Origin of the sequence: Pseudomonas sp. zfem004 (assembly GCF_032621715.1) — a bacterium.
GTDB classification, from domain to species: Bacteria; Pseudomonadota; Gammaproteobacteria; order Pseudomonadales; family Pseudomonadaceae; genus Aquipseudomonas; species Aquipseudomonas sichuanensis.
In genome coordinates this window covers 164,028-187,257 of record NZ_JAVYJF010000002.1, presented here as the reverse complement: position 1 = coordinate 187,257, position 23,230 = coordinate 164,028, and the positions used below count along the sequence as shown (strand labels likewise).

The window sequence follows — 23,230 nt, the reverse complement described above, 5'->3', positions numbered from 1 at the left end:
CCCGCGATGCGGGAGGTCAGGCGGTGCGCAACACGCTCATTCGCCCGACCAACGGCAACCTGCCCAGCAGGCTGAACAACGGCGCCGTCCAGCGCACCAGCGCCGCACTGGCCTTGGCCGCCAGCGGCGTGTGGCAGCTCCAACCCAATGCCAGCACCGCCATCAGCAACCCGCCGATGTAGTCGTCCTGCCCCCAGTGCGCACCCGCCACCAGGCGCGGCAGCATGAACAGGCAGGCCAGCGCCCAGATCACCAGGTGCTGCAGCAAGCGGCGGCTGAACAGGCTCATGAACAGCGCCCAGACCAGCAGCACCGAGGCATGGTCACCCGGGAAGCTCTGGCCGGAACGGTCCTTGAGCTCCCACTTGGCTTCCAGGTGCGGGTAGAGATCGCTCAGGTGAATGGCGTTGTCGAGGACCATCGACGGGCTTTTGTGTTGCCAACCCATTGCAGCGACCCACTTGGAAAACAGCGCACGAATCACCACTAAGAGTAAAAGGGTCACCAGGAAGCCGAAAAACGCCTGGCGCACCTGAATTGCCTTGAATACCCAGTCGCCGCGGATCAGCAGCGACAGCATGATCACCCCGACCAGGAGGTCGAACGGGCGAAGGCTGCCGACGGCCCAGATGGAGCGCCAGAGCACATGGTCGGCCAGCGGGGCGTTAAGGCTGTGGAACAGCCACTCGTCGAAAGTCAGGCACAGGTTCTGGCCAACGGGCCATAACCAGAAACACAGTAGTGCGATGGGCAGCAGCGTGCAGGCCGCCAAGGGTCCCCAGGACCACCTTGCTTGGAACAGTGGTCGATTATCCATAAAATACCTCGATCTCCAGCGGGAATTAGCGCGTTTTGAGCGCTCTATGACGGGCCTCTCAGCCTCCTGTAATTATTTTGACATCATTTTCAGATAGCCAGACAACCATGAGCGACTTGCCAGATACAGATTTCACCCAACGCTTCCTGTTCGACGACCGCGACGTGCGCGGCGAGATGGTCGCGCTGGAACGCAGCTACGCCGAGGTGCTGGCCAGGCACGAGTACCCGCGCCCGGTCCAGCATTTGCTGGGCGAGCTGATGGGCGCCGCTGCGCTGCTGGTGGGTTCGTTGAAGTTCGATGGGCTGCTGGTGCTCCAGGCTCAGTCCCAGGGCCCGGTGCCGCTGCTGGCCATCGAATACACCAGCGAGCACGAGATCCGCGGGCTGGCGCGCTATGAAGCCGAGCAGATCAACGACGATGCGACCCTTGCCGACCTGATGCCCGGCGGCCACCTGGTGCTGACCATCATTCCGGTCAAGGGCCAGCGCTATCAGGGCACCGTCGAGCTGGATGGCAAGAACCTGTCGGAGTGCTTCACCAACTACTTCGTCATGTCGCAGCAGGTGAATACCAGCATCTCCCTGGTCGCCGATGGCGTGCGCGCCCGCGGCCTGCTGGTGCAGCAACTGCCGGCCGAGATCCACAAGGACAGCGAGGAGCGCGACGAAAGCTGGGCCCACGTCAAGGCGCTGGCCAGCACCGTGAAGGCCGAAGAGCTGCTCGGCCTGGACAACGAAACCGTGCTGCACCGCCTGTACCACGAGGACGCGGTTCGCCTGTTCGATATCCAGCCGCTACGCTTCCGCTGCAGCTGCTCGCGCGAGCGTTCCGGCAACGCCCTGATCAGTCTCGGCGAACCCGATGCCAAGGCGCTGGTGGTCGAATGCGGCGGCAAGGTCGAGATCGATTGCCAGTTCTGCAATGAGCGCTATTTCTTCGATGCAAGCGATGTAGAGCAATTGTTTGCCGGTGGTGGCACCGACGCACCATCAGAAACTCAGCACTGAAACGGTTAACTACAGGACTTTCTCCTGTCGAATTGCGCAAAAGCGCAGTTCTGACAGGAGGGGCCTACTTTTTTTGGGCGTTTCTGGCATAATCCGGCCACTTTTTTCGCTGTAGTAGTTTTTTCAAAGCAACTACAAAACGTTTGGAGCACTCGGCCTCGGGCCGGATGGGGTATCTCATGACGCAAGCCAACAACACCGTGTACACCGACCTGAGCGTCGATGAGCTGGTAAAAGAAGCGCTGTCCCGCGGTGAAGGCGTGCTGGCCGATACTGGCGCGCTGGTGGTGGAAACCGGTCACCGTACTGGCCGTTCGCCGGCTGACCGTTTCATCGTCGAAGAACCTTCCACCCAGGACCAGATTGGCTGGGGCCCGATCAACCGCAAGTTCCCGGCCGACAAGTTCGATGCCCTGTGGGACCGCGTGGAGGCGTTCAACAACGCCCAGGATCACTTCGTTTCCTACGTTCACGTAGGCGCTGCGGCCGAGCACTACCTGCCGGTCAAGATGACCACCCAGACCGCCTGGCAGAACCTGTTCGGCCGTTGCCTGTTCATCAACCCCGAGCAGTACAACCCGGCTGGCCGTGGTGAGTGGCAGATCCTCAACGTCGCCAACTTCGAGTGCGTGCCTGAGCGTGACGGCACCAACTCCGATGGTTGCGTGATCATCAACTTCGCCCAGAAGAAGGTGCTGATCGCCGGCATGCGTTACGCCGGTGAAATGAAGAAAGCCATGTTCTCGGTGCAGAACTTCCTGCTGCCGGCCGCCGACGTGCTGCCGATGCACTGCGCCGCCAACATCGGCGAAGAGGGTGACGTCACCCTGTTCTTCGGCCTGTCCGGCACCGGCAAGACCACCCTGTCGGCCGACGAAAGCCGTTACCTGATCGGTGACGACGAGCACGGCTGGGGTGAGGGCGTGGTCTTCAACATCGAAGGCGGTTGCTATGCCAAGTGCATCGACCTCTCCGAGAAGAACGAGCCGGTCATCTGGAAAGCCATCAAGCACGGCGCGGTGCTGGAAAACGTCGTGATCGACGCCAACAAGCACGCCGACTACGCCGACGTGAGCCTGACCCAGAACAGCCGTGCCGCCTACCCGCTGGCGCATGTCGAGAAGGTCTCGGCAGAGAACCTGGGCGGCGAGCCGAACGCGGTCATCTTCCTGACCTGCGACCTGACCGGCGTACTGCCGCCCGTGTCGATCCTCAACAACGAGCAGGCGGCCTACCACTTCCTGTCCGGCTACACCGCGCTGGTCGGTTCCACCGAAATGGGTTCGGGCGGCGGCATCAAGTCGACCTTCTCCACCTGCTTCGGCGCGCCGTTCTTCCCGCGCCCGGCTGGCGTTTACGCCGAGCTGCTGATCAAGCGCATCAAGGCGTTCGGCTCCAAGGTCTACCTGGTCAACACCGGCTGGACCGGCGGCGGCTACGGCGTTGGCAAGCGCTTCAGCATCCCGACCACCCGTGGCGTGATCGCTGCCATCCAGAGCGGCGCTCTGGTGGGTGCCGAGACCGAGCACCTGGACATCATCAACCTGGACGTGCCGAAGGCCGTTCCGGGCGTCGAGACCGAGCTGCTCAACCCGCGCAACACCTGGGCTGACAAGGCTGCCTACGACGAAGCCGCCAAGGGCCTGGCCAAGCTGTTCATCGAAAACTTCAAGAAGTTCGAAGTTTCCGACGCCATCAAAGGCGCTGGCCCGCAGCTGTAAGCGGCTGCCGGTTCGAACGAGAAAGCCGCCCTTTAGGGCGGCTTTTTTGTGTCTGATAGTTTTGTGCTGGCTTTCACGGCGGGCGATGAAGAGGCGAGAAAGGCACACTCCAGCTCGAATATTCTGTTTCACTTAGGGCATCTGAATATCGAAACCGGGCAAGTCCAATGACCGAATCCCCTCAGCGCACCGCCTTCTCCCATTTCCATCCCATCCTCACCCGTCCCCAGGACAACGACCTCAACGGCCACCTCGCCGGCTCCACCGTGCACGGCTTCTTCGAGACGGCCATCCAGGCGTTCCTCGTCGAACAGGCCGAACTGGACCTGCGTGACGGCGAGCTGGCCGGTTTCGTGGTCAGTTCGGCGGCAGACTTCTTCGCGCTGCCTGGCTTCCCCGACGTGCTCGAAGTGGGCCTGGGCATCACGCGCCTTGCGGGCAGCACGGTGGAGTATCGCCTGGCGCTGTTCCGCCCTGGCGAGGCCGAAGCCTGCGCGGCAGGTACCTTGGTGCAGGTGTTCGTCGAGCGTGCTTCGGGGCGCCCGGCCGCATTGCCAGAGACGCTGCAGCTGATCCTCGCCGGGCTGTCGCTCAATCGTTGAGGCGGATGATCCCTTCGCGCACGGCAAACAGCACCAGCCCCGGCACGTCGTGGATCTGCAGGCGATGCATGATCTGCGAGCGGTGCGCCTCCACCGTCTTGATGCTCAGGCCCAGGCCGTCGGCGATGGAGCGGGTGGTTTCGCCACGGGCGATCAGCCGCAGGATCTCCAGCTGGCGGGTGGTCAGCGGCGTCTGCACCTGACCTGCCGGGCGTTTGCGGCTGTGCTTGAGGGCCTGGTCGATGACCATCGGCAGCACCGCCGATGACAGGTACTGGCCGCCGTGGCGCAGAGTCTGCAGGGCCTGCTCCAGCTCACCCACCGAGGCATTCTTCAGCAGGAAGCCATGGGCGCCGAGCTGCAGGCAGTTGAGCACGTGTTCCAACTCGGAGCGCGCGGAAAACATCAGCACACGGCTGGCCGGGGCGCGAATGAACAGTTCCTGCAGGGCTTGCTGGTTGTCCAGCTCACCACTCATGTCGAGCACCACGATATTCGGCTTGAGCTTCTCGGCAAGGTTCACGGCGGCCATGGCATCGTCGGTATCGCCGACCACGGCGAAGTCCTTTTTCTGTTCAAGCAGGGCGCGCAGGCCGGCGCGAAAGAGCGGCGAATCGTCGGCAAGCAGGATACGGCAAGGCATGGGTCAGGGCCTGTTTCGCAAGGGAAAGGGGGGCGGCAGGCCGGCTCGATCCGCAAGGGCACTGCGGCGCCGGGGGCGCAGTCAGTGCTTCTGATCATAAGCGTTCGAACACCGAGGGCAGCAACGGGCGCAGGGGCAGGTCCATTTCGTGGATGCTCTCGCTGTGCCCGATGATCAGTAAGCCGCCGGGGCGCAGCTGTGCCAGCACACGGCGCAGCACCTCGCGCTTGTAGGTCGGAGCGAGGCTGGACAGCAGGTTGCGCAGCAGGATGGCGTCGAACTGGCCGAGCCGTTCCGGCAGGGGTTGAATCAGGTTGATCGCCTCGAAGCCTACCTGCTCGCGCAGGGCGGGGGCGACGCGCAGTCGCCCGGCCATTTCACCTACCCCGCACAGGCAGTGGCGGGCCAGCCAGCCTTCCGGGAAGTAGCGGGCCTGGGCAATGTCGTAAATGCCGGCGGCTGCGTGCTCCAGCACCTGCGGATCGAAATCGCTGGCCAGCACCTGCCAGCCTGGGTGGCGGGCGTTTTCGGCGGCGACCATGGCCAGGCTCCAGGCTTCTTCGCCAGTGGCGCAGGCGGCGCTCCACAGGCGCACAGGGTGCTGATGTTCAGCCAGCCAGCCGGCCAGCCATTCGAAATGGCGGTGTTCGCGGAAGAAGTAGCTGTCGCGGGCGACCAGCAGGCGTAACAGGTGCTCGTGTTCTGTTGCGCCATGTTCGCTGTCGAGCAGGGCCAGATAGTGCTCGAAGTCTGCCAGGCGATGGGCTTTCAGTCGCTTGTGCAAGCGCGCTGCGACCACTGCCCGGCGGTCGTCGGCCAGATGCACGCCGGTCGCCTGCACAACCCGTTGGCGAATGCGTGCAAAGCTGGCTTCGCTGAGCAGTGGCGGGCGAGTGCGGGTGGGCATGCTTCAACCTCCCAGGGCAGAAGGCGAGCAGATGAAGGGGAGGCTGATCACGCGCATTCCCTGCGTCCTGTTCAAGGTGGAAGCAGGGAATGATAACTAGTGGCTACTGGCCTCCATATCGGGGCGGCCCCTAATCCTCGGGTATTGGCGCAAACGAAAAGGCCCCGCCGATGAGGGCGGGGCCTAGGCGCAAGGCTTAAGCCTGGCGATCAGTCGCGCCAGTGGCGCTTGTGCTTGCGGTGGCCGTAGTGGTGGCCGCGGTCGTAGTAACGGCGATCATCGTAGTCGCGGCGATAGCGGCGCGAATCGTGGCGCTCGTCTTCGTCGGCCTTGTTGCCCATGTAGTTACCCAATGCGCCACCGGCGCCGCCGCCGGCTGCCGCACCGATGTAGCTGCCGGTGGTGCCGCCCATGGAGCGACCGACCACGTTGCCGCCGGCTGCGCCCAGCGCGCCACCGATGGCCGCTTCGCCACGCTGGCGCTTGTCGGCACCCAGGGCACCGCCGGCAGCGCCGCCCAGGCCGGCACCGATGGCGCCGCCGGTGCTACCACCGATGGAGTTGCCCACCACGGAGCCCAGTACCCCACCCAATGCGCCGCCAATGCCGGCCTCGGTGGTGCCGCCTGCCATGGCCACGCCGCTGAGCAAGCTGAAAGACAACAACAGAATCGAGGAGTACTTCTTCATCAAGAGAGCCTCAGAGGGATGACGAGGCGGAATTTGAGGCTCGGCGAGGCGGCTGGCAATGGAAATCCGACGAGTAGCACGAGTTGTACACAATTCTCTAAGTTATTGAATTATGTATGAAACTTTCTCGAATTTCGGTGGTCTGAGGCCTTTATGACAAAGCCCTGATCCGTTGCGGACAGGGCTTTTTTTGTGGGTGTCGCCTGGGTGAAAAGAGACTGCGCAGAGTTCAGAGTGCAGATTCCAGCGTGGGAGCGGGCTTGCCCCGCGATAGGGCCTGCCGGCTGGACGAGGTTGACAGGTAGAGCCTATCGCGGGGCAAGCCCGCTCCCACAAGGCCCACCCTGGCAAGCACTAGATGATCCGCCCGTCGTCCCGCGCTCGCTCCAGCTTGATGGCAATGAACTTGGACGTCGGCGTATGGCTACCTTCGCCAATGCTCTCCAGCGGCACCAGCGGGTTCACCTCGGGGTAATAGGCCGCCGCCTGTCCGGCAGGAATGTCGAACGCCAACAGGGTGAAGCCATGCACCCGGCGCACGTGCTCATCCCCCCACAGCGACACGATGTCGACCTTCTGCCCCGGCTGGAAGCCCAGGCGGACGATGTCGGCTTCGTTGGCGAACAGTACGTTGCGCTGGCCGCGCACGCCGCGGTAGCGGTCGTCCATGCCATAGATGGTGGTGTTGTACTGATCGTGCGAGCGCATCGACTGCATGATCAGGTCCGGCAGCTGGCCGCTGGCGCGTACCCGTTCGTCGAGCAGGCTGTCGGGCAGCAGGTTGGCCTTGAAGTTGGCGCGGCCGGTGGCGGTTTTCCACTGGCGGCTGGCGGCGCTGTTGCCCAGGTAGAAACCGCCCGGCAGGCGCAGGCGCTCATTGAAGTCGGCAAAGCCCGGGATGGTGTCGGCGATCAGCGCGCGAATGCGATCGTAATCGGCCACCAGCCAGTGCCAGTCCACCGGCTGCTTGCCCAGGGTGGCAGCGGCGATGCCGGCGACCACGGCGGGCTCGGAGCGCATCTGCCTGGACAGCGGCTTGAGCTGGCCGTTGGAGGCATGGACCATGCTGAACGAGTCCTCCACCGTGACCGCCTGCGGGCCATCGCTTTGCAGGTCGATATCGGTGCGGCCCAGGCACGGCAGGATCAGCGCTTGCTTGCCATGGACCAGGTGGCTGCGGTTGAGCTTGGTGCTGATCTGCACGGTCAGCTCGCAATTGCGCAGGGCCTGGGCGGTGCGTTCGGTGTCGGGGGTGGCCTGGGCGAAGTTGCCGCCCAGCCCGATGAACACCTTGGCCCGGCCTTCGAGCATGGCGTGGATCGCCTCGACGGTGTTGTGGCCGTTGTGGCGCGGCACGCTGAAGCCGAAGCGCTTTTCGATGGCGTCGAGCAGGAACACCGGTGGGCGTTCGTTGATGCCCATGGTGCGGTCACCCTGCACGTTGCTGTGGCCGCGTACCGGGCACAGGCCCGCGCCGGGTGCGCCGAGGTTGCCGCGCAGCAGCATCAGGTTGACGATTTCCTGGATGGTCGGCACCGAATGGCGGTGCTGGGTGATGCCCATGGCCCAGCACATGATCACCCGCTTGCCTTTGCAGTACATGCGCGCCGACAGTTCGATGTCGGCCAGGGCAAGGCCGGACTGCGCCTCGATCTGCTCCCAGGGCGTGGCATCCACCACCGCCAGGTACTCGTCCACGCCATGGCCGTGCTCGGCGATGAAGGCGTGGTCGAAGATCGCCGGTTCGCCCTTGGCCTGCGCCTCGCGCTCCCACTGCAGCAGGAACTTGGCCATGCCGCGCAGCAGTGCCATGTCGCCGCCCAGGGCCGGGCGGAAGAACGCGGTGTTGGTCGGGCGATCGCTGTTGGTCAGCATCTCCAGCGGGTTCTGCGGGTGCTGGAAGCGTTCCAGGCCACGCTCTTTGAGCGGGTTGATGCACACCACCTGGGCGCCGCGCTTCACTGCGTCACGCAACGGGTCGAGCATGCGCGGGTGGTTGGTGCCGGGGTTCTGGCCCCAGACGAAGATCGCGTCGGCGTGTTCGAAGTCGTCGTAGGTGACCGTGCCCTTGCCCACGCCAACGCTCTGGCTCAGGGCAACGCCGCTGGCCTCGTGGCACATGTTCGAGCAATCGGGGAAATTGTTGGTGCCGTAGGCGCGCACGAACAGCTGGTAGAGGTACGCCGCCTCGTTGCTGGCCCGGCCGGAGGTATAGAACTCGGCCTGGTCGGGGCTGGCCAGGTTGTTCAGGTGGCGGGCGATCAAGGCGAAGGCCGCGTCCCATTCGATCGGCTGGTAGCGGTCGGTGACCGGGTCGTAGACCATCGGTTCGGTCAGCCGGCCCTGGTATTCAAGCCAGTAGTCGCTTTGCTGGCGCAGCGCGCTGACGCTGTAGCGGGCGAAGAAGGCCGCATCGACACGGCGCTTGGTGGCTTCCCAGTTGACCGCCTTGGCGCCGTTCTCGCAGAACTTGACCATGCCGCTCTCGGGGGAGTCGCCCCAGGCGCATCCGGGGCAGTCGAAGCCGCCATTCTGGTTGGTCTTGAGCAGGGCGCGCAGGTTCTTCAGGGCGTTGTCACTGCCGACCCAGGCCTTGGCCACGCTGCGCAGCGCGCCCCAGCCACCGGCGGGGCCGGGGTAAGGCTTGTAGCGAGGGGAAGAGGCGGGGGCGTTGTCCGGGAGTTTTTCGTACGAGGTCACGGCTGTTACTACTCCGCCGCTGGGCTGAATACCCGCGGTGCGCTGTGTTTGGGCAGGTGGATAAGGTTGAGGTTGTGCTTGCGTGCCCATTGCAGGGCAAGGCCGGTGGGCGCCGAGAGGCTGACCAGGGTCTGGATGCCGGCGCGCAGCACCTTCTGGATCAGTTCCAGGCTGCAGCGGCTGGTGACGATGGCCAGGCCACCCGTGGTGTCGATGCGCTGGCGCAGCAGGGCGCCGATCAGCTTGTCCAGGGCGTTGTGCCGGCCGATGTCCTCGCGGCCCAATAGCAGCTGGCCGTCGCGGTCCATGAACAGCGCGGCGTGCACCGCACCGCAATGCTGGCCGAGGGGCTGGAAGGCATCGATGCGCTGGCGCAGGTCCTTGAGCCAATGGGCCGGGGGCAAGGGGGCCCCGGGCAGTGTCTTCAGTTCGGGCAGCGCCTGCTCCAGGGCTTCGACACCGCACAGGCCGCAGCCGCTGGTGCCGGCCATCTGCCGGCGCTGGTTCTTCAAGTCCCAGAAGGCACGGCTGGAAATTTCCAGGTCGGCATACAAGGCCGAGCCGCTGCCGGAGAGCTTCACGTCATAGATTTCGTCAGTACCGCTGACGATGCCGCTGCCGACGCTGAAACCGACCGCGAAGTCTTCAAGGTCGGTGGGGCTGACCAGCATCACTGCCTGGTTGAGGCCGTTGTAGACGATGGCCAGTGCCACTTCCTCGGCCAGCGGCGTGCTGTCACGCGCAGCATCGGTGAGCTCGAGGTAGTCGTAGGTGTTGCTGGCGGCGGGCAGATCGAAGGACGAGGGCGCCGCGCAGACCGGAGGCTTGCTGTTCATCGGGGCGAATACCGGCGGCAGTTTGATGCCACAAGCCTAGGCCGCCGGGCAGGTGGCGTCTAATCGCTAGCGTCTATGCCGTGATAGACCGCGTCGATTGGTCGCACGGGGGCGGGGGGAGGGATATTGGCCTAGACTCCTGCTTCCACGGATTCACCCTCAAAGGAGCGCCACATGAGCCTGTTCAGTTTCGTGAAGGAAGCCGGTGAGAAGTTGATCGACCTGCTGACCCCGGGCAATGCCAATGCCGAGGAGCAGTTGAAGAAACACGTCGAAAGCGTTGGCCTGGGCAACCCGAACATCTCGGCCACTGTAGAGGGAGACAAGGTCATCCTCAAGGGCGAGGTCAGCAGCCAGGAAGAGAAGGAGAAGATCATCCTGGCGGCCGGCAACATTGCCGGTGTGGCGTCGGTGGATGACCAGATCGTCGTCACCGGGCCGATTGCCCAGGCGGCGCGGTTCGTCACGGTCGAGAAAGGCGACACCCTCAGCGCCATTTCCAAGAAGGTGTATGGCGACCCCAACAAGTACAACAAGATCTTCGAGGCCAACAAGCCGATGCTCAAGCACCCGGACAAGATCTATCCGGGGCAGGTGCTGCGTATTCCGGATTGATCATCATCGCCTGATCCGGCCCTTTCGCGGGTAAACCCGCTCCCACAGGTAACTGCACTGCATCCTGTGGGAGCGGGTTTACCCGCGAAGAGGCCCTCACAGACCAACCAGTAACTCCCGGTATTCCTCGACCGCCGCAAACTCCTGGGTATCCCGAGGCTCGGCCCGACTATCCGGCTGGCGCACCGCCAGCAAGTGCCCCACCCCGAACCGCCGGGCACTGCGCAGAATCGCCAAAGTGTCATCGATGAACAGGCTGCGCGCCGGTTCAAAACCGATGTCCGCCTGCAACGCGTCCCAGAACTGCGGGCTCTCTTTCGGGTAACCGTAGTCGTGCGAGCTGATCAACCGCTCGAAATACGGCGCCAGCTCCACCCGCTCCAGTTTCAGCGACAGCGAGTCGCGGTGCGCATTGGTGATCATCACCACCCGCTTGCCGGCCTTGCGGATGGCGGCGAGGAAGGTGTCGGCATCCGGCTTCAAGGCGATCAGTTCGGCGATCTCCCGCTTCAGCTCGCGGATCGGCAGGCGCAGCTCGCGGCTCCAGAAGTCCAGGCAGTACCAGTTCAGCGTCCCGGCATGCTGTTCGAACAGCGGCTGCAGCTCCATTTCGGCCATCGCCCGGCTCACCCCATGCAGCTCGGCGTAGCGCTGCGGCAGGTGCTGCAGCCAGAAGCGGTTGTCGTAGTGCAGGTCGAGCAGGGTGCCGTCCATGTCCAGCAGGACAGTATCGATGGCAGACCAGGGAAGAACGGGCATGGGAAACTCTCGATCAGGTGACAAGCCACGGTATAGTAACCCGTTCACGCCAAGGAGCCGCCCCATGCGCCAGAAACCCACCGTCCTCAGCCGCGAGATCGTCGCCAGCAGCCGCCTGTTCCGCGTCGAAGCCGTGCAGTTGCGCTTTTCCAACGGCACCGAGCGCACCTATGAGCGACTGGTCGGCCGGGGCAATGGTTATGGCGCGGTGATGATCGTGGCCATGCTCGATGCCGAGCACGCCGTGCTGGTCGAGGAATATTGCGGCGGCACCGATGAATACGAACTGTCCCTGCCCAAAGGCCTGATCGAGCCGGGCGAGGACGTGCTGGCCGCCGCTGACCGCGAGCTCAAGGAAGAGGCCGGTTTCGGCGCCCGCCAGCTGGAGCACCTGACCGAGCTGTCGTTGTCGCCCGGCTACATGAGCCAGAAGATCCAGGTGGTGCTGGCCAGCGACCTGTACGAGGAGCGGCTGGAGGGTGATGAGCCGGAGCCGATGCGCGTCGACAAGGTCAACCTGCGCGAGCTGTCGGCGCTGGCCATGCACCCGCAGTTCAGCGAAGGCCGGGCCCTGGCGGCGCTGTACCTGGCGCGTGACCTGCTGATCCAGCGTGGGGTGCTGAGCGTATGAACGATCTGCAACTGATGCAGCAAGTGGTCAAGCTCGCCCAGTCGGCCGGCGAGGCCATCCTGCCGTTCTGGCGCGCAGGCGTGGCCGTCGACACCAAGGCCGACGACTCGCCGGTGACCGCTGCCGACCTGGCTGCGCACCGGGTCATTGCCGATGGCCTGCAGGCGCTGGCGCCGCAGATCCCGGTCTTGTCCGAGGAAGACTGCGATATCCCGCTGCAAACCCGCGCCGCCTGGCAGCGCTGGTGGTTGGTCGACCCGCTGGACGGTACCAAGGAATTCATCGCCGGCAGTGAAGAGTTCACTGTCAACATTGCGCTGATCGAGAATGGCGAGGTGGTGTTTGGTGTGGTGGCGATGCCGACCAATGGCCGTTGTTACTTCGGTGGTCGCGAGCTGGGGGCCTGGCGTGCCGAGCGCGATGCCGAGGCGCAAGCGATCCAGGTGCGCAACACACCGCCACAGGATGGCCGCTTCACCGTGGTCGCCAGCCGCCGGCATTCCAGCCCCGAGCAGGAAGCGCTGCTGGCTGGCCTGAGCAGCGCTGTTGGTGAGCTGGAACTGGCCAATATCGGCAGCTCGTTGAAGTTCTGCCTGCTCGCCGAAGGCGCTGCCGACTGCTATCCGCGCCTGGCGCCGACCTCGCAGTGGGACACCGCTGCCGCGCAGGGCGTGCTGGAGGGGGCTGGTGGCGAGGTGATCGGGCTGGATGGCCAGGCGTTTCGTTATCCGCCACGGGAATCGTTGCTCAATCCGTTTTTCCTGGCGTTGCCCAAGGCTGCCGGGTGGCGGCAGGCATTGGTCGAGCTGGCAGGCTCGATCAATAGCTGAGGTCCTATCATGGGCACAGATTCTCTGATTTAGCAGGGCCCTGTGGGAGCGGCTTTAGCCGCGAACACCGGCAACGCCGGTGCCATCCACCGCATCGCCTGTTTCGCGGCTAAAGCCGCTCCCACAGGGGCGCGATGCGACTGAACAATGGTTCCTCTGCGCAGCCTCCTGCTGGGAATATCAACGGTGCAGCACGTACTGCCCACTGAACCTCACCGCAGGCTCGTCACTGCCTTCGTTGCTCACCACCGTCTCCAGCGTCAACCGCGCCCGCCCGCGGCGCTGGTACATGGTCAGGAACCGCTCCCAGGCTTTCTCGTCCGGCGCTGGGCAACGCGCCACGGCAGTACCGGTCACCGGCAGTGGATAACTGATCTGCCCCTCCTGGATGACGATGTGCCCGTCATCGATGCCCAGCTCACGCAAGCGCAGGTGCAGCCAGCCCCAACCCACCAGCACCGCGCCGCAATACAGGCTGCCGCCGAACATGGTGCTCTTGTGGTTGACGTTGGGGGCCAGCGGCAGCTGCAGGCGCAGGCAGTGATCGCGCCAGTCGATGACGGCCATGCCCATTTCGCGGGTCAGGGGAATGTCGCTGTGCAGTACGGCTTGCAGGTACTGGCTGTCGGTGCTCATTGACGGTTGTCCTCATGGTCGTCGTGCCCGCCGCTGGCGCCATCGAAGCTCATGCCATGCTTGCGCAGCTTGTCGTGCAGGGTCTTGCGCGGGATGCCGAGGGCTTCGGCCAGGCTGCGCATGGAGCTGTGTGGCTGGGCCAGTTCGGCGGCAATCAGCGAGCGTTCGAACTGCTCGACCTGTTCGCTGAGGTTGCCGCTCGGCACGGGCAGGTGAACGTCGTTGGGGGTGGCTGGCGGCTGCCCGTCGAGGGCCAGTTCAAGGCCCAGGGCGAAGCGTTCGGCGGCGTTCTGCAGTTCGCGCACGTTGCCCGGCCATTCGTGGCGCAGCAGCATGGCGCGCTGGGCCGGTTGCAGGCTGTGGGGCGCCAGGCCGTGGCGCTCGCTGGCGGCATCGGCGAAATGCTGGAACAGCACCAGGATGTCGTCGCCACGCTCGCGCAGGGCCGGGATGCGCAGCGGCGCGACGTTCAAGCGGTAATACAGGTCGGCGCGGAAGCGGCCCTGGTCGGCGGCCTGGCGCAGGTCTTCCTTGGTCGCGGCGATGATGCGGATGTCCAGCGGGATCAGCTGGTTGCCGCCCAGGCGCTCGACCACCCGCTCCTGCAACAGGCGCAGCAGCTTGACCTGCACATCCAGGCTCATGCTCTCGATCTCGTCGAGGAACAGCGTGCCGCCGTTGGCGAATTCGAACTTGCCGATGCGGCGCTTCTGCGCGCCGGTGAACGCCCCTGGCTCGTGACCGAACAGCTCGCTCTCGACCACCGACTCGGCCAGGGCGCCGGCGTTGATCGCCACGAACGGCCCATCGCGGCGGCTCGACAGGTCGTGCAGCGCACGCGCCACCACCTCCTTGCCTGCGCCGGTCTCACCAAGGATGAGCACGTCGGCGCGGGTGCCGGCGAGGGCGCCGATCTGCTCGCGCAGGCGCAGCATGGCCGGCGACAGGCCGACCAGGCGTGTGGCCAGTTGCTGGCGGTCGCTCAGGGCCAGGCGCAGGCTGCGGTTGTCCAGCACCAGCCGGCGCAGGGCCAGGGCACGGCGCACGCTGTCGAGCAGCGCATCAGTGGCAAAGGGCTTTTCCAGGAAGTCATAGGCCCCGGCACGCATCGCCTGCACCGCCAGCGGCACATCGCCGTGGCCGGTGATCAGCAGCACCGGCAGCTCGCTGTCGCGGGCGTGCAGTTGCTCCAGCAGCTGCAGGCCATCGATGCCGGGCATGCGGATGTCGCTGACCACCACGCCCGGCCAGTCGGCCTCGATGCGTGCGGCCAGGCCCTGGGCATCGGCCAGCGCCACGACCTTGAGCCCGGCCAGGTCGAGGGTCTGGCTCAGCGCCTGGCGCAGGTGCGGGTCGTCATCGACCAGGATCACCTGGGCGTGGCTGTCGATCAGTGTCTCGGTGGTCATGCCGAGGTGTCCTCCGAAGATTGCAGGTTGGCGCCGGGCTTGGCCACGCGCAGTTGCAGGGTCAGCAGGGCGCCGCCTTCCGGGTGGTTGGCCAGCAGCAGTTCACCGCCCAGGGCGCGCATCAGGCTTTCGCAGATGGCCAGCCCCAGGCCCAGGCCCTGGGTGCGGGTCTTGGTGGTGAAGAACGGCTCTTTGGCATGCTCCAGGGCTTGGCGGCTGAAGCCTGGGCCGTTGTCGCGAATGTACAGGTAGACGCAATCGTCCTGGCGCTCGGCACTTAGCCACAGCTTGCGTGGGTTGGCCTTTTCGGTGAGCGCGTCCAGGGCATTGGCCAGCAGGTTGCCGAGCACCTGGCGTAGGCGGGTTTCGCCGGCCTGCACCCACAGGGTGGCCTCCGGCAGGTCACGCACCAGCTCCACGGCCATGGCCCGGCGGCGCTTGGCCAGCAGTGCCAGGGCGTCGTCCAGCGCCGGCTGCAGGGCCACGCTTTCCGGAGCGTGACGGTCGCGGCGGGCGAAGGCGCGCAGGTGGGCGATGATCGAGGCCATGCGTCCGGTCAGTTCGCCGATCAGCTTGAGGTTGCCGCGCACGTCCTCGGAACGCTGGTGGTCGAGCAGGATCTCGGCGTTTTCGGCGTAGCTGCGAATTGCTGCCAGCGGCTGATTGAGCTCGTGGCTGATGCTCGCCGACATGGTGCCGAGCACCGACAGCTTGCCGGCCTGGACCAGCTCGTCCTGGGCGCGCACCAGCTCCTGCTGGGCGTTCTCGCGCTCCAGCACGGCGCTTTTGAGCCGGGTGTTGAGGCCTTCAAGGTCGGCGGTGCGCTCCACCACGCGGTTTTCCAGCTCATGGCGGGCGCGGGCTTCGAAGTCGATGCGGTCGATGTAATGGCGGCGGCGCTGCATCACCAGGCCGGCCAGCAGCATGGTCACCAGCAGCGCACCGGCGCCGATGGCCATGACCGTCTGCACCGAGCGGTCGACCAGGGTGCGCGGCGCGAGGATGCTGACCTGCCAACCGGTTTCCTTGATGTCGCGGGTCTGCGTGAGCCAGGCGTCGTGGTTCAGGCTCAACGGCTGCGGCGCCTGGGTCGGGTACGGCTGGATGGCAATGATCGCCTGGCGCTCGGCCTCGGTCAGCTCACGGGTGGCGCGAAAGCGCCAGTCCGGGCGCGAGGTGAGTACCACCACGCCGTTCTGGTCGGTCAAAAGCAGCTGCTCGGGGGTGCGGCCCCAGAGGGTTTCGGTGTGGTCGAGGTCGACTTTTACCACCAGCACGCCGATCACCCGCTCACGATCATGCACGGCGGCGGCGAAGAAGTAGCCGCGCTTGGCTGATGTCGTGCCCTGGCCGAAGAAGCGCCCCAGGTGGCCGTCCATGGCTTCGATGAAGTACGGTCGGAACGAGAAGTTGCGGCCGACGAAGCTGTCCTGCTTGTCCCAGTTGGAGGCGGCCAGGGTGTTGCCGCTGACATCCATCAGGTACATCACTTCGGCACCGGTCTGCTGGGTGATGTGCTTGAGCAGGCGGTTGGCGTTGGTCACCGCCTCGAGCTTGAACGGGTCGGCCAGCACACCGCGCAGGGCCGGCAGTTCGCCGAGGATCTGCGGCAGGGTCTCGTAGCGGTGCAGGGTACCGAGCAGGTTGGCGACGTAGAGGTCGAGGGTCTGGCGGTTCTGCGAGGCCAGTTCTTCCTGGTAGTAGCGCTCGGCCAGATGATGCAGGGGCCACAGCAGTGGGGTCAGGCACAGCGCCAGCAGGGCAAGGCTGCGCCAGCGGGGACGGCGAGGCGGCGTGGGTTTGGGAATCATCGGTAAAGGGCGCCAGAAGAGTCTGGCGCAATTATGCGCTAGTTCAGGCAGTCGATCAGCGCCTGATGCCAGTGCGGCTGCGCGACTTGCCATTGGCGCGCCAGACGCGAGCAGTCCAGGCGCGAGTTGAGCGGCCTTTGCGCGGGCGTGGGGTACTCGCTTGATGCGATCGGCAGCAGCTCGGCGCAAGGCAGGCCTTGTGCCTTGAGCTGCTGCGCGATGGCCTGGGCAAAGCCGAACCACGACGTTTCGCCCTGTGCGGTCAGGTGGTAGGTGCCCCAGGCGCCGGCCTGGCCCTGCTGCCAGCGTTCGATCAAGGCGAGGGTACTGGCGGCAATGGTGCCGGCCCAGGTGGGGGCGCCGATCTGGTCGTTCACTACCTTCAATTGCGGGCGTTCCTGCAGCAGGCGCTGCATGGTCAGCAGGAAGTTGCGCCCATGCCGCGAGTAGACCCAGCTGGTGCGCAGGATCAGGTGCTCGCCGCCGACTGCCGTGATGGCCTGTTCGCCGGCCAGCTTGCTGCGTCCATAGACGCCCAGCGGGTTAGGTGTGTCGTCCTCGTCATAGGGCAGTGCCTTGCTGCCATCGAAGACATAGTCGGTGGAGTAGTGGATCAGCGGCACGCCCAGGCGTGCGGCCTCTTCGGCAAGCACCCGAGGGGCTTCGGCGTTGATGGCGAAGGCCAGTTGCGGCTCGCTTTCGGCCTGGTCCACTGCGGTGTAGGCCGCGGCGTTGATGATCAGGTCGGGCTTCAGTTCGCGCAGCGGCGCGCGCAACTGCTGCGGGTGGGCAAGGTCGAGCTGCCCGCGGCCCAGCAGGTGGACCTCGCCCAAGCTGGCCAGCGCGCCTTGCAGTGCCTGGGCCACCTGGCCATTGTGGCCGCAGACGAGCACCTTCATGGCAGCAGGCTCCCTTCCTTGCTCAATTCGCTGAAGCGTTTACCCAGTTTGTCCTTGTCGGAAAGCGTTGGCGCTGCCCCCTGCAACTGCCAGTCGATGTTCAGGTCGGGGTCGTCCCAGCGGATGCAGTGCTCGGCACCGGGGTTGTAGTAATCAGTGGTCTTGTACAGGAAATCGGCCGACTCGCTCAGCACCACGAAGCCATGGGCAAAACCGGGCGGGATCCACAACTGGCGACGGTTTTCGGCGGACAGGCGCACCGCAACCCACTGGCCACAGGTGCTGGAGCTACTGCGCACGTCCACCGCCACGTCCAGCACTTCGCCATGGACCACCCGCACCAGCTTGCCCTGGGTGTTCTGCACCTGGTAGTGCAGGCCGCGCAACACGTTGTGCGCCGAGCGCGAGTGGTTGTCCTGGACGAAGCCGCCCTTGTACCCGGTCAGTTCGGCGAACACCCGGGCGTTGAAGCTTTCGAGGAAAAACCCCCGATCGTCACCGAACACCTTGGGTTCTATGATCAGGACGTCGGGTATGTCGGTAGCAATGATGTTCATGCAGATTCTTTGGCCAGTTTGCCCAGGTATTGACCGTATCCGGTCTTCTTCAGTTTTTCGGCCTTGGCCAACAATTCTTCACGGCTGATCCAGCCCTGGTTGAAGGCGATCTCTTCCAGGCAGGCCACTTTCAGCCCTTGGCGGTTCTCGATGGTCTGCACGTATTGCGAGGCGTCCAGCAGGCTCTCGTGGGTGCCGGTATCGAGCCAGGCAAAGCCGCGGCCGAAACGCTCCACGCGCAGGTCGCCGCGCTTGAGGTAGGCGTTGGTGATGTCGGTGATCTCCAGCTCACCGCGTGCCGAAGGGCGTACATCCTTGGCGATGCGCACCACATCGTTGTCGTAGAAATACAGGCCGGTCACGGCATAGCTGGACTTGGGCTGCAGTGGCTTTTCCTCGATCGACAGGGCATTGCCCTGCTCATCGAACTCGACCACACCGAAGCGCTCGGGGTCCTTGACCCAATAGCCGAATACGGTGGCCCCCGACTCATGTTTCACGGCGCGTTGCAGCTGTTCGGTGAAGCTCTGCCCGTGGAAGATGTTGTCGCCCAGGATCAGGCACACCGAGTCGTCGCCAATGAACTGCTCGCCGATCAGGAAGGCCTGGGCCAGCCCGTCCGGCGAGGGCTGTTCGGCGTAGCTGATGTTGAGGCCGAACTGGTGGCCGTCGCCGAACAGGTTCTTGTACTGCGGCAGGTCCTGGGGGGTGGAAATCAGCAGGATGTCGCGGATCCCGGCGAGCATCAGCACCGAAACCGGGTAGTAGATCATCGGTTTGTCGTAGATCGGCAGCAGCTGCTTGGAGACACCGAGGGTGATGGGGTGCAGACGGGTGCCGGAGCCACCGGCCAGAACGATACCTTTGGTCATGCGATCAAGTCCTTGATGTTGGAGTTGCCCAGGCGCTCACCTTGATAGCTGCCGTCTTGCACGCGGCGGCACCATTCAAGGTTGTTCAGGTACCACTGCACGGTCTTGCGCAGACCGCTTGCGAAGGTTTCTTCGGGGACCCAGCCCAGCTCGCGTTCAATCTTGCTGGCGTCGATGGCATAGCGCAGGTCGTGGCCGGGGCGGTCCTGCACGTAGGTGATCAGGTCCTTGTAATGCGCTATGCCGGCCGGGCGTTGTTCGGCGGCCAGCTCTTCAAGCAGCTTGCACAGCTCGAGCACCACGTCGATGTTCTTCTGCTCGTTGTGCCCGCCGATGTTGTAGGTCTCGCCGACCTGGCCCTCGGTCACCACCTTGAGCAGCGCCCGGGCGTGGTCCTCGACGTACAGCCAGTCGCGCACCTGCTGGCCGTTGCCATACACCGGCAGCGGTTTGCCGGCCAGGGCGTTGAGGATCATCAGCGGGATCAGTTTTTCCGGGAAGTGGTAGGGCCCGTAGTTGTTCGAGCAATTGGTCACCAGCACCGGCAGCCCGTAGGTGCGCTGCCAGGCGCGGACCAGGTGGTCGGACGCCGCCTTGCTGGCCGAATAGGGCGAGCTGGGCGCATACGGCGTGGTCTCGGTGAACAGGTCGTTTACGCCATGCAGGTCGCCATACACCTCGTCGGTGGAAATATGGTGGAAGCGGAAGGCCTGGCGCTGCGCCGCCGGCAGCCTGGACCACCAGGCGCGGGTGGCTTCGAGCAGGGCATAGGTGCCGACGATGTTGGTCTGGATGAAGGCCGCGGGGCCATCGATGGAGCGGTCCACGTGGGACTCGGCCGCCAGGTGCATGATCGCCTGGGGTTCGAAGCGCTCCAGCACCTCGGCGACCGTTGCCTGGTCGGCGATGTCGGCCTGGACGAACTCGTAGCGGCTGTTGCTGGCGATGGGCTGCAGCGATTCCAGATTGCCTGCGTAGGTCAGCTTGTCGAGGTTGAGCACCTCATGCTCGGTATTGCCGATCAGGTGGCGGATCAGGGCAGAGCCGATGAAGCCGGCACCGCCGGTGACGAGAATGCGCATGTGCAATGGCCTTTGCTGAGGGCTTTGGCGAAAAGCCTAGCTGGTTTGTTTGTGGCCGCTCGTCGTAAATCGTGCTGGCGCACGATGTCCGTCGCCTGATGCGAGCTGCCTCTTGAATAACGGCAACAGTAGTGGCGATATAAGCGGCAAAAAAACCGAGGTCCCCCGCATGCCCCTGAGCACCCTGATCCAGCGTTCGAGCCAGCCCAGCCCTTCACTCGGTGAAGCCCAGGCCCATGCCCTGCTGCGTTCGCATTATGACCTGCGGGGCGAGTTGCAGGTACTGGGTAGCCAGCAGGATGTGAATTTCCTCCTCGACAGCGTCCAGGGGCGCTATGTGCTCAAGGCCTGCCACGGCAGCTATGCCGAAGTCGAATTGCAGGCCCAGCACGCCGCCCTGGCGTACTTGCGCGAACGTGGCGTGCCGGTGCCGCAGGTGCAGCCGTCGCTTGCCGGTGAGGCGCTGCTGGCGCTTGAGGTCGATGGCCAACCCCTGCGGGTGCGGCTGCTCAGTTATATCGAAGGCCAGCCGCTGACCCGCCTCGAGCACCTGCCGGTGTCGGTGGTGGCTGAGCTGGGCAGGCTGTGCGCGCAGGTGGACCAGGCGCTGGCAGGTTTCGAGCACCCGGGCCTGGACCGCACCTTGCAGTGGGACCCGCGGCATGCCCAGGCACTGGTCGAGCACCTGTTGCCGGTGCTCACTGATCCGGCACGCCGTCAGCAGGTTGCGCAACTGGCCCGCCAGGCCGCAGACAGGCTGGCGCCGCTGGTCGGGCAACTGCCGACCCAGGCCGTGCATCTGGACATCACCGACGACAACGTGGTCTGGGCGCGCGACGGGCAACGGGAGTGGCAAGTGCAGGGGGTGATCGATTTCGGTGACCTGCTGCGCAGCTGGCGTATCGCCGACCTGTCGGTGACCTGTTCAGCACTGCTGCATCACGCCGAAGGCGACCCGCTGCGCATCTTGCCGGCGGTAGCCGCCTACCAGGCTGCCAACCCGCTGGAAACGGCCGAATTACAGGCACTCTGGCCGCTGGTGCAGCTGCGTGCCGCCGTACTGGTGCTCAGCAGTGAGCAGCAGTTGGCGATCGACCCGCTCAATCAGTACACCCGCGACAACATTGCCCACGAGTGGGAGATCTTCGACACAGCCTGCGCGGTGCCCGCCGCGCTGATGGAGGCGGCCATCCTGCAGGCGGCCGGCAAGCAGCCCGCTACCGCCGACTTCAGCGGTTGCCTGCCGTTATTGCCAGCGCTTGCTGGGCAGGTGGTGAGCCGAGTCGACCTCGGTGTGCTCAGCCCGCATTGCGAGGCCGGCAACTGGGAACAGCCGGGCTTCGACCAGCGCCTGCTGGCCACCCAGCCTGCGCCGGCCTGCAGCCTGCACGGCCAGTACCGACTCTCGCAAACCCACATCGACCGCCCCGAAGAGCCCGCCACCTGTGCCCTGGGCGTAGAGCTGAAACTGCTGCCCGGCAGCCTGCTGCAGGCCCCGGCCGAAGGTGTCTGGCAGCGTGCCGGCGACAACCGTGGCTGCCTGCGCACGGCGCACTGGAACCTGTGGCTGAACGGCCTGGAAGAGGCCCCGGCCGACGGCCAGGTGCTTGCCAGGGGCCAGGCGCTTGGCGCCACCTGTGGCTTCCTCAGTGTGCAGCTGTGCCTCGATGGCCAGGCCGTGCCGCCGTTTTTCGCCACACCCAGTGCTGCCGCTGCCTGGCTGACCCTGTGCCCTTCGCCTTCGGCGCTGCTGGGCTTTGATTGCGCTGCCGAACCCCTAGCCGACGCCCAGGCACTGCTGGCCCGCCGCGATGCCAGCTTCGCCCGCTCGCAGAAGCACTATTACGAGCAGCCGCCGCATATCGAACGCGGCTGGCGCAACTACCTGATCGACATGCAGGGCCGTTCGTACCTGGACATGCTCAACAACGTCGCGGTGCTCGGCCATGGCCACCCGCGCATGGTCGCCGAGTCGGCGCGCCAATGGTCACTGCTCAACACCAACTCGCGCTTCCACTACGCGGCCATTGCCGAGTTCTCCGAGCGCTTGCTGGAAGTGGCGCCGGAAGGCTTCGACCGGGTGTTTCTGGTCAACAGCGGTACCGAGGCCAACGACCTGGCGATCCGCCTGGCCTGGGCCTACAGCGGCGGGCGCGACCTGCTCAGCGTACTGGAGGCCTACCACGGCTGGTCGGTGGCAACGGATGCGATCTCCACTTCCATCGCCGACAACCCCCAGGCCCTGGAAACCCGCCCGGACTGGGTGCACCCGGTGGAGGCGCCGAACACCTTCCGCGGCCGTTACCGCGGCGCCGACAGCGCGGCGGACTACCTGCGCGATGTCGACGCCAAGCTTGCCGACCTCGATGGCCGTGGCCGCCAGCTGGCGGGCATGATCTGCGAGCCGGTGTACGGCAACGCCGGCGGCATCTCGCTGCCCAAGGGCTACCTGCAAGCAGCCTACGCCAAGGTGCGCGAGCGGGGCGGGGTGTGCATCGCCGACGAGGTGCAGGTGGGTTACGGGCGCCTGGGCGAGTACTTCTGGGGCTTCGAGGAGCAGGGCGTGGTGCCGGACATCATCACCATGGCCAAGGGCATGGGTAACGGCCAGCCGCTGGGGGCGGTCATCACCCGCCGCGAGATCGCCGAGGCGCTGGAGGCCGAGGGTTACTTCTTCTCCTCGGCCGGCGGCAGCCCGGTCAGCTGCCGCATCGGCATGGCGGTGCTGGACGTGATGCGCGACGAAGGGCTTTGGGACAACGCCCGTGACGTGGGACGGCATTTCAAGGCGCGGTTGCAGGCGCTTGTCGATAAGTATCCGCTGGCGGGGGCCGCCCATGGTTCGGGCTTCTACCTGGGGCTGGAGCTGGTGCGCGACCGGCAGACGCTGGAGCCGGCCACGCAGGAGACCATGCGCCTGTGCAACCGTCTGCGCGAGCTGGGGATCTTCATGCAGCCGACCGGCGACTACCTGAACATCCTCAAGATCAAGCCGCCGATGTGCACCACGCGGGCGAGCGTGGACTACTTTGTCGACAGCGTGGAGCGGATTCTCAACGAAGGGCTGTGAAATCGATTGTTATCGAGTTGAAGGTGTTTTTTATGCGAAATTGGTCTTCAATGCAGCTTTGAAAGCAGATATTTATCGGCTATAACTGTTCGCCATCAGCCGGTGGGACCGCTTTGCGGTCCTTTCGCGGCACA

General features: G+C 65.1%; 21 protein-coding genes. 7 read left to right on the top strand and 14 right to left on the bottom strand.

Annotated features, from left to right (window positions below; genetic code table 11):
• Window positions 1-16: 16 nt before the first annotated feature.
• The gene (locus tag RTH46_RS03060; RefSeq protein ID WP_153785631.1) at window positions 17-817 is read right to left on the bottom strand and encodes a phosphatase PAP2 family protein; all 801 of its coding nucleotides are present in this window, start codon (window positions 815-817) and stop codon (window positions 17-19) included.
• 107 nt (window positions 818-924) lie between these two features.
• Here RTH46_RS03060 and hslO point away from each other — a divergent pair, with 107 nt between their 5' ends.
• The 3 genes from hslO to RTH46_RS03045 all read left to right on the top strand — a co-directional run bounded on the left by hslO (window position 925) and on the right by RTH46_RS03045 (window position 4,150).
• Window positions 925-1,827 carry an Hsp33 family molecular chaperone HslO gene (gene hslO, locus RTH46_RS03055; RefSeq protein WP_153785632.1) on the top strand — a complete coding sequence of 301 codons (903 nt, stop codon included), beginning with the start codon at window positions 925-927 and terminating at the stop codon, window positions 1,825-1,827.
• A 179-nt stretch (window positions 1,828-2,006) separates the two neighbouring features.
• Window positions 2,007-3,548, top strand: coding sequence for a phosphoenolpyruvate carboxykinase (locus RTH46_RS03050; protein ID WP_279846172.1), 1,542 nt, complete (start codon window positions 2,007-2,009; stop codon window positions 3,546-3,548).
• 167 nt (window positions 3,549-3,715) lie between these two features.
• Window positions 3,716-4,150, top strand: a complete 435-nt coding sequence (locus RTH46_RS03045; RefSeq protein ID WP_125857109.1) for an acyl-CoA thioesterase — start codon at window positions 3,716-3,718, stop codon at window positions 4,148-4,150.
• Here RTH46_RS03045 and RTH46_RS03040 read toward each other — a convergent pair.
• From RTH46_RS03040 to fdhD, 5 genes are all read right to left on the bottom strand, one after another.
• Window positions 4,140-4,793 carry a response regulator gene (locus tag RTH46_RS03040; RefSeq protein ID WP_153785634.1) on the bottom strand — a complete coding sequence of 218 codons (654 nt, stop codon included), beginning with the start codon at window positions 4,791-4,793 and terminating at the stop codon, window positions 4,140-4,142. The genes RTH46_RS03045 and RTH46_RS03040 overlap by 11 nt on opposite strands.
• Window positions 4,794-4,887: 94 nt before the next feature.
• Window positions 4,888-5,700 (bottom strand): CheR family methyltransferase, encoded by an 813-nt coding sequence (locus tag RTH46_RS03035; RefSeq protein ID WP_316905026.1) that lies wholly within the window; start codon window positions 5,698-5,700, stop codon window positions 4,888-4,890.
• 209 nt (window positions 5,701-5,909) lie between these two features.
• Window positions 5,910-6,389 (bottom strand): glycine zipper domain-containing protein, encoded by a 480-nt coding sequence (locus tag RTH46_RS03030; RefSeq protein ID WP_125462220.1) that lies wholly within the window; start codon window positions 6,387-6,389, stop codon window positions 5,910-5,912.
• 354 nt (window positions 6,390-6,743) lie between these two features.
• A complete protein-coding gene (locus tag RTH46_RS03025) occupies window positions 6,744-9,089 on the bottom strand; it encodes an FdhF/YdeP family oxidoreductase (RefSeq protein ID WP_316905025.1) in 2,346 nt (781 codons plus the stop codon).
• A gap of 8 nt (window positions 9,090-9,097) precedes the next feature.
• The gene (gene fdhD, locus RTH46_RS03020; protein WP_153785637.1) at window positions 9,098-9,925 is read right to left on the bottom strand and encodes a formate dehydrogenase accessory sulfurtransferase FdhD; all 828 of its coding nucleotides are present in this window, start codon (window positions 9,923-9,925) and stop codon (window positions 9,098-9,100) included.
• Window positions 9,926-10,099: 174 nt separating this feature from the next.
• Between fdhD and lysM the strand changes: the two genes are divergently transcribed.
• Window positions 10,100-10,540 (top strand): peptidoglycan-binding protein LysM, encoded by a 441-nt coding sequence (gene lysM / locus RTH46_RS03015; RefSeq protein WP_153785638.1) that lies wholly within the window; start codon window positions 10,100-10,102, stop codon window positions 10,538-10,540.
• Between the two features lie 96 nt (window positions 10,541-10,636).
• On the opposite strand, the gene yrfG is transcribed toward lysM, so the two are convergent.
• Complete coding sequence (gene yrfG, locus RTH46_RS03010) at window positions 10,637-11,299, bottom strand: GMP/IMP nucleotidase (protein ID WP_316905024.1); 663 nt, start codon at window positions 11,297-11,299, stop codon at window positions 10,637-10,639.
• A 64-nt stretch (window positions 11,300-11,363) separates the two neighbouring features.
• Here yrfG and nudE point away from each other — a divergent pair, with 64 nt between their 5' ends.
• Entirely contained in the window at window positions 11,364-11,930 is a 567-nt protein-coding gene (gene nudE / locus RTH46_RS03005; RefSeq protein ID WP_153785640.1) for an ADP compounds hydrolase NudE, read from the top strand.
• On the top strand, window positions 11,927-12,760 hold the full coding sequence (cysQ, locus tag RTH46_RS03000; RefSeq protein WP_316905023.1) for a 3'(2'),5'-bisphosphate nucleotidase CysQ: 834 nt from the start codon (window positions 11,927-11,929) through the stop codon (window positions 12,758-12,760). Before nudE ends, cysQ begins: the two co-directional genes overlap by 4 nt.
• 180 nt (window positions 12,761-12,940) lie before the next feature.
• Here cysQ and RTH46_RS02995 read toward each other — a convergent pair whose 3' ends face one another.
• The 7 genes from RTH46_RS02995 to rfbB are packed head-to-tail and all read right to left on the bottom strand — an operon-like array spanning window position 12,941 to window position 20,026.
• The gene (locus tag RTH46_RS02995) at window positions 12,941-13,396 is read right to left on the bottom strand and encodes a YiiD C-terminal domain-containing protein (protein WP_153785642.1); all 456 of its coding nucleotides are present in this window, start codon (window positions 13,394-13,396) and stop codon (window positions 12,941-12,943) included.
• Entirely contained in the window at window positions 13,393-14,805 is a 1,413-nt protein-coding gene (locus tag RTH46_RS02990) for a sigma-54-dependent transcriptional regulator (protein ID WP_153785643.1), read from the bottom strand. The genes RTH46_RS02995 and RTH46_RS02990 overlap by 4 nt, the downstream gene beginning before the upstream one ends.
• A complete protein-coding gene (locus tag RTH46_RS02985; RefSeq protein ID WP_125462229.1) occupies window positions 14,802-16,616 on the bottom strand; it encodes an ATP-binding protein in 1,815 nt (604 codons plus the stop codon). The genes RTH46_RS02990 and RTH46_RS02985 overlap by 4 nt, the downstream gene beginning before the upstream one ends.
• Window positions 16,617-16,654: 38 nt before the next feature.
• Entirely contained in the window at window positions 16,655-17,515 is an 861-nt protein-coding gene (gene rfbD, locus RTH46_RS02980; protein ID WP_316905022.1) for a dTDP-4-dehydrorhamnose reductase, read from the bottom strand.
• The gene (rfbC, locus tag RTH46_RS02975; protein ID WP_316905021.1) at window positions 17,512-18,072 is read right to left on the bottom strand and encodes a dTDP-4-dehydrorhamnose 3,5-epimerase; all 561 of its coding nucleotides are present in this window, start codon (window positions 18,070-18,072) and stop codon (window positions 17,512-17,514) included. The genes rfbD and rfbC overlap by 4 nt, the downstream gene beginning before the upstream one ends.
• On the bottom strand, window positions 18,069-18,944 hold the full coding sequence (gene rfbA / locus RTH46_RS02970; protein ID WP_316905020.1) for a glucose-1-phosphate thymidylyltransferase RfbA: 876 nt from the start codon (window positions 18,942-18,944) through the stop codon (window positions 18,069-18,071). Before rfbA ends, rfbC begins: the two co-directional genes overlap by 4 nt.
• On the bottom strand, window positions 18,941-20,026 hold the full coding sequence (gene rfbB / locus RTH46_RS02965) for a dTDP-glucose 4,6-dehydratase (protein WP_279846183.1): 1,086 nt from the start codon (window positions 20,024-20,026) through the stop codon (window positions 18,941-18,943). Before rfbB ends, rfbA begins: the two co-directional genes overlap by 4 nt.
• Before the next feature lie 169 nt (window positions 20,027-20,195).
• Here rfbB and RTH46_RS02960 point away from each other — a divergent pair, with 169 nt between their 5' ends.
• Window positions 20,196-23,096: an aminotransferase gene (locus tag RTH46_RS02960; protein ID WP_316905019.1), complete on the top strand. Its 2,901-nt coding sequence runs from the start codon at window positions 20,196-20,198 to the stop codon at window positions 23,094-23,096.
• Window positions 23,097-23,230: the final 134 nt, after the last annotated feature.

Bases quoted from the DNA above. Each gene is read 5' to 3' on its own strand.
- RTH46_RS02960 (WP_316905019.1), top strand. From the start codon at position 20,196: ATGCCCCTGAGCACCCTGATCCAGCGTTCGAGCCAGCCCAGCCCTTCA.
- cysQ (WP_316905023.1), top strand. From the start codon at position 11,927: ATGAACGATCTGCAACTGATGCAGCAAGTGGTCAAGCTCGCCCAGTCG.
- RTH46_RS03045 (WP_125857109.1), top strand. From the start codon at position 3,716: ATGACCGAATCCCCTCAGCGCACCGCCTTCTCCCATTTCCATCCCATC.
- yrfG (WP_316905024.1), bottom strand. From the start codon at position 11,299: ATGCCCGTTCTTCCCTGGTCTGCCATCGATACTGTCCTGCTGGACATG.
- RTH46_RS03050 (WP_279846172.1), top strand. From the start codon at position 2,007: ATGACGCAAGCCAACAACACCGTGTACACCGACCTGAGCGTCGATGAG.
- lysM (WP_153785638.1), top strand. From the start codon at position 10,100: ATGAGCCTGTTCAGTTTCGTGAAGGAAGCCGGTGAGAAGTTGATCGAC.
- rfbD (WP_316905022.1), bottom strand. From the start codon at position 17,515: ATGAAGGTGCTCGTCTGCGGCCACAATGGCCAGGTGGCCCAGGCACTG.
- RTH46_RS02990 (WP_153785643.1), bottom strand. From the start codon at position 14,805: ATGACCACCGAGACACTGATCGACAGCCACGCCCAGGTGATCCTGGTC.
- RTH46_RS02995 (WP_153785642.1), bottom strand. From the start codon at position 13,396: ATGAGCACCGACAGCCAGTACCTGCAAGCCGTACTGCACAGCGACATT.
- rfbA (WP_316905020.1), bottom strand. From the start codon at position 18,944: ATGACCAAAGGTATCGTTCTGGCCGGTGGCTCCGGCACCCGTCTGCAC.
- rfbB (WP_279846183.1), bottom strand. From the start codon at position 20,026: ATGCGCATTCTCGTCACCGGCGGTGCCGGCTTCATCGGCTCTGCCCTG.
- RTH46_RS02985 (WP_125462229.1), bottom strand. From the start codon at position 16,616: ATGATTCCCAAACCCACGCCGCCTCGCCGTCCCCGCTGGCGCAGCCTT.
- RTH46_RS03030 (WP_125462220.1), bottom strand. From the start codon at position 6,389: ATGAAGAAGTACTCCTCGATTCTGTTGTTGTCTTTCAGCTTGCTCAGC.
- rfbC (WP_316905021.1), bottom strand. From the start codon at position 18,072: ATGAACATCATTGCTACCGACATACCCGACGTCCTGATCATAGAACCC.
- RTH46_RS03060 (WP_153785631.1), bottom strand. From the start codon at position 817: ATGGATAATCGACCACTGTTCCAAGCAAGGTGGTCCTGGGGACCCTTG.
- nudE (WP_153785640.1), top strand. From the start codon at position 11,364: ATGCGCCAGAAACCCACCGTCCTCAGCCGCGAGATCGTCGCCAGCAGC.
- hslO (WP_153785632.1), top strand. From the start codon at position 925: ATGAGCGACTTGCCAGATACAGATTTCACCCAACGCTTCCTGTTCGAC.
- RTH46_RS03040 (WP_153785634.1), bottom strand. From the start codon at position 4,793: ATGCCTTGCCGTATCCTGCTTGCCGACGATTCGCCGCTCTTTCGCGCC.
- RTH46_RS03035 (WP_316905026.1), bottom strand. From the start codon at position 5,700: ATGCCCACCCGCACTCGCCCGCCACTGCTCAGCGAAGCCAGCTTTGCA.
- fdhD (WP_153785637.1), bottom strand. From the start codon at position 9,925: ATGAACAGCAAGCCTCCGGTCTGCGCGGCGCCCTCGTCCTTCGATCTG.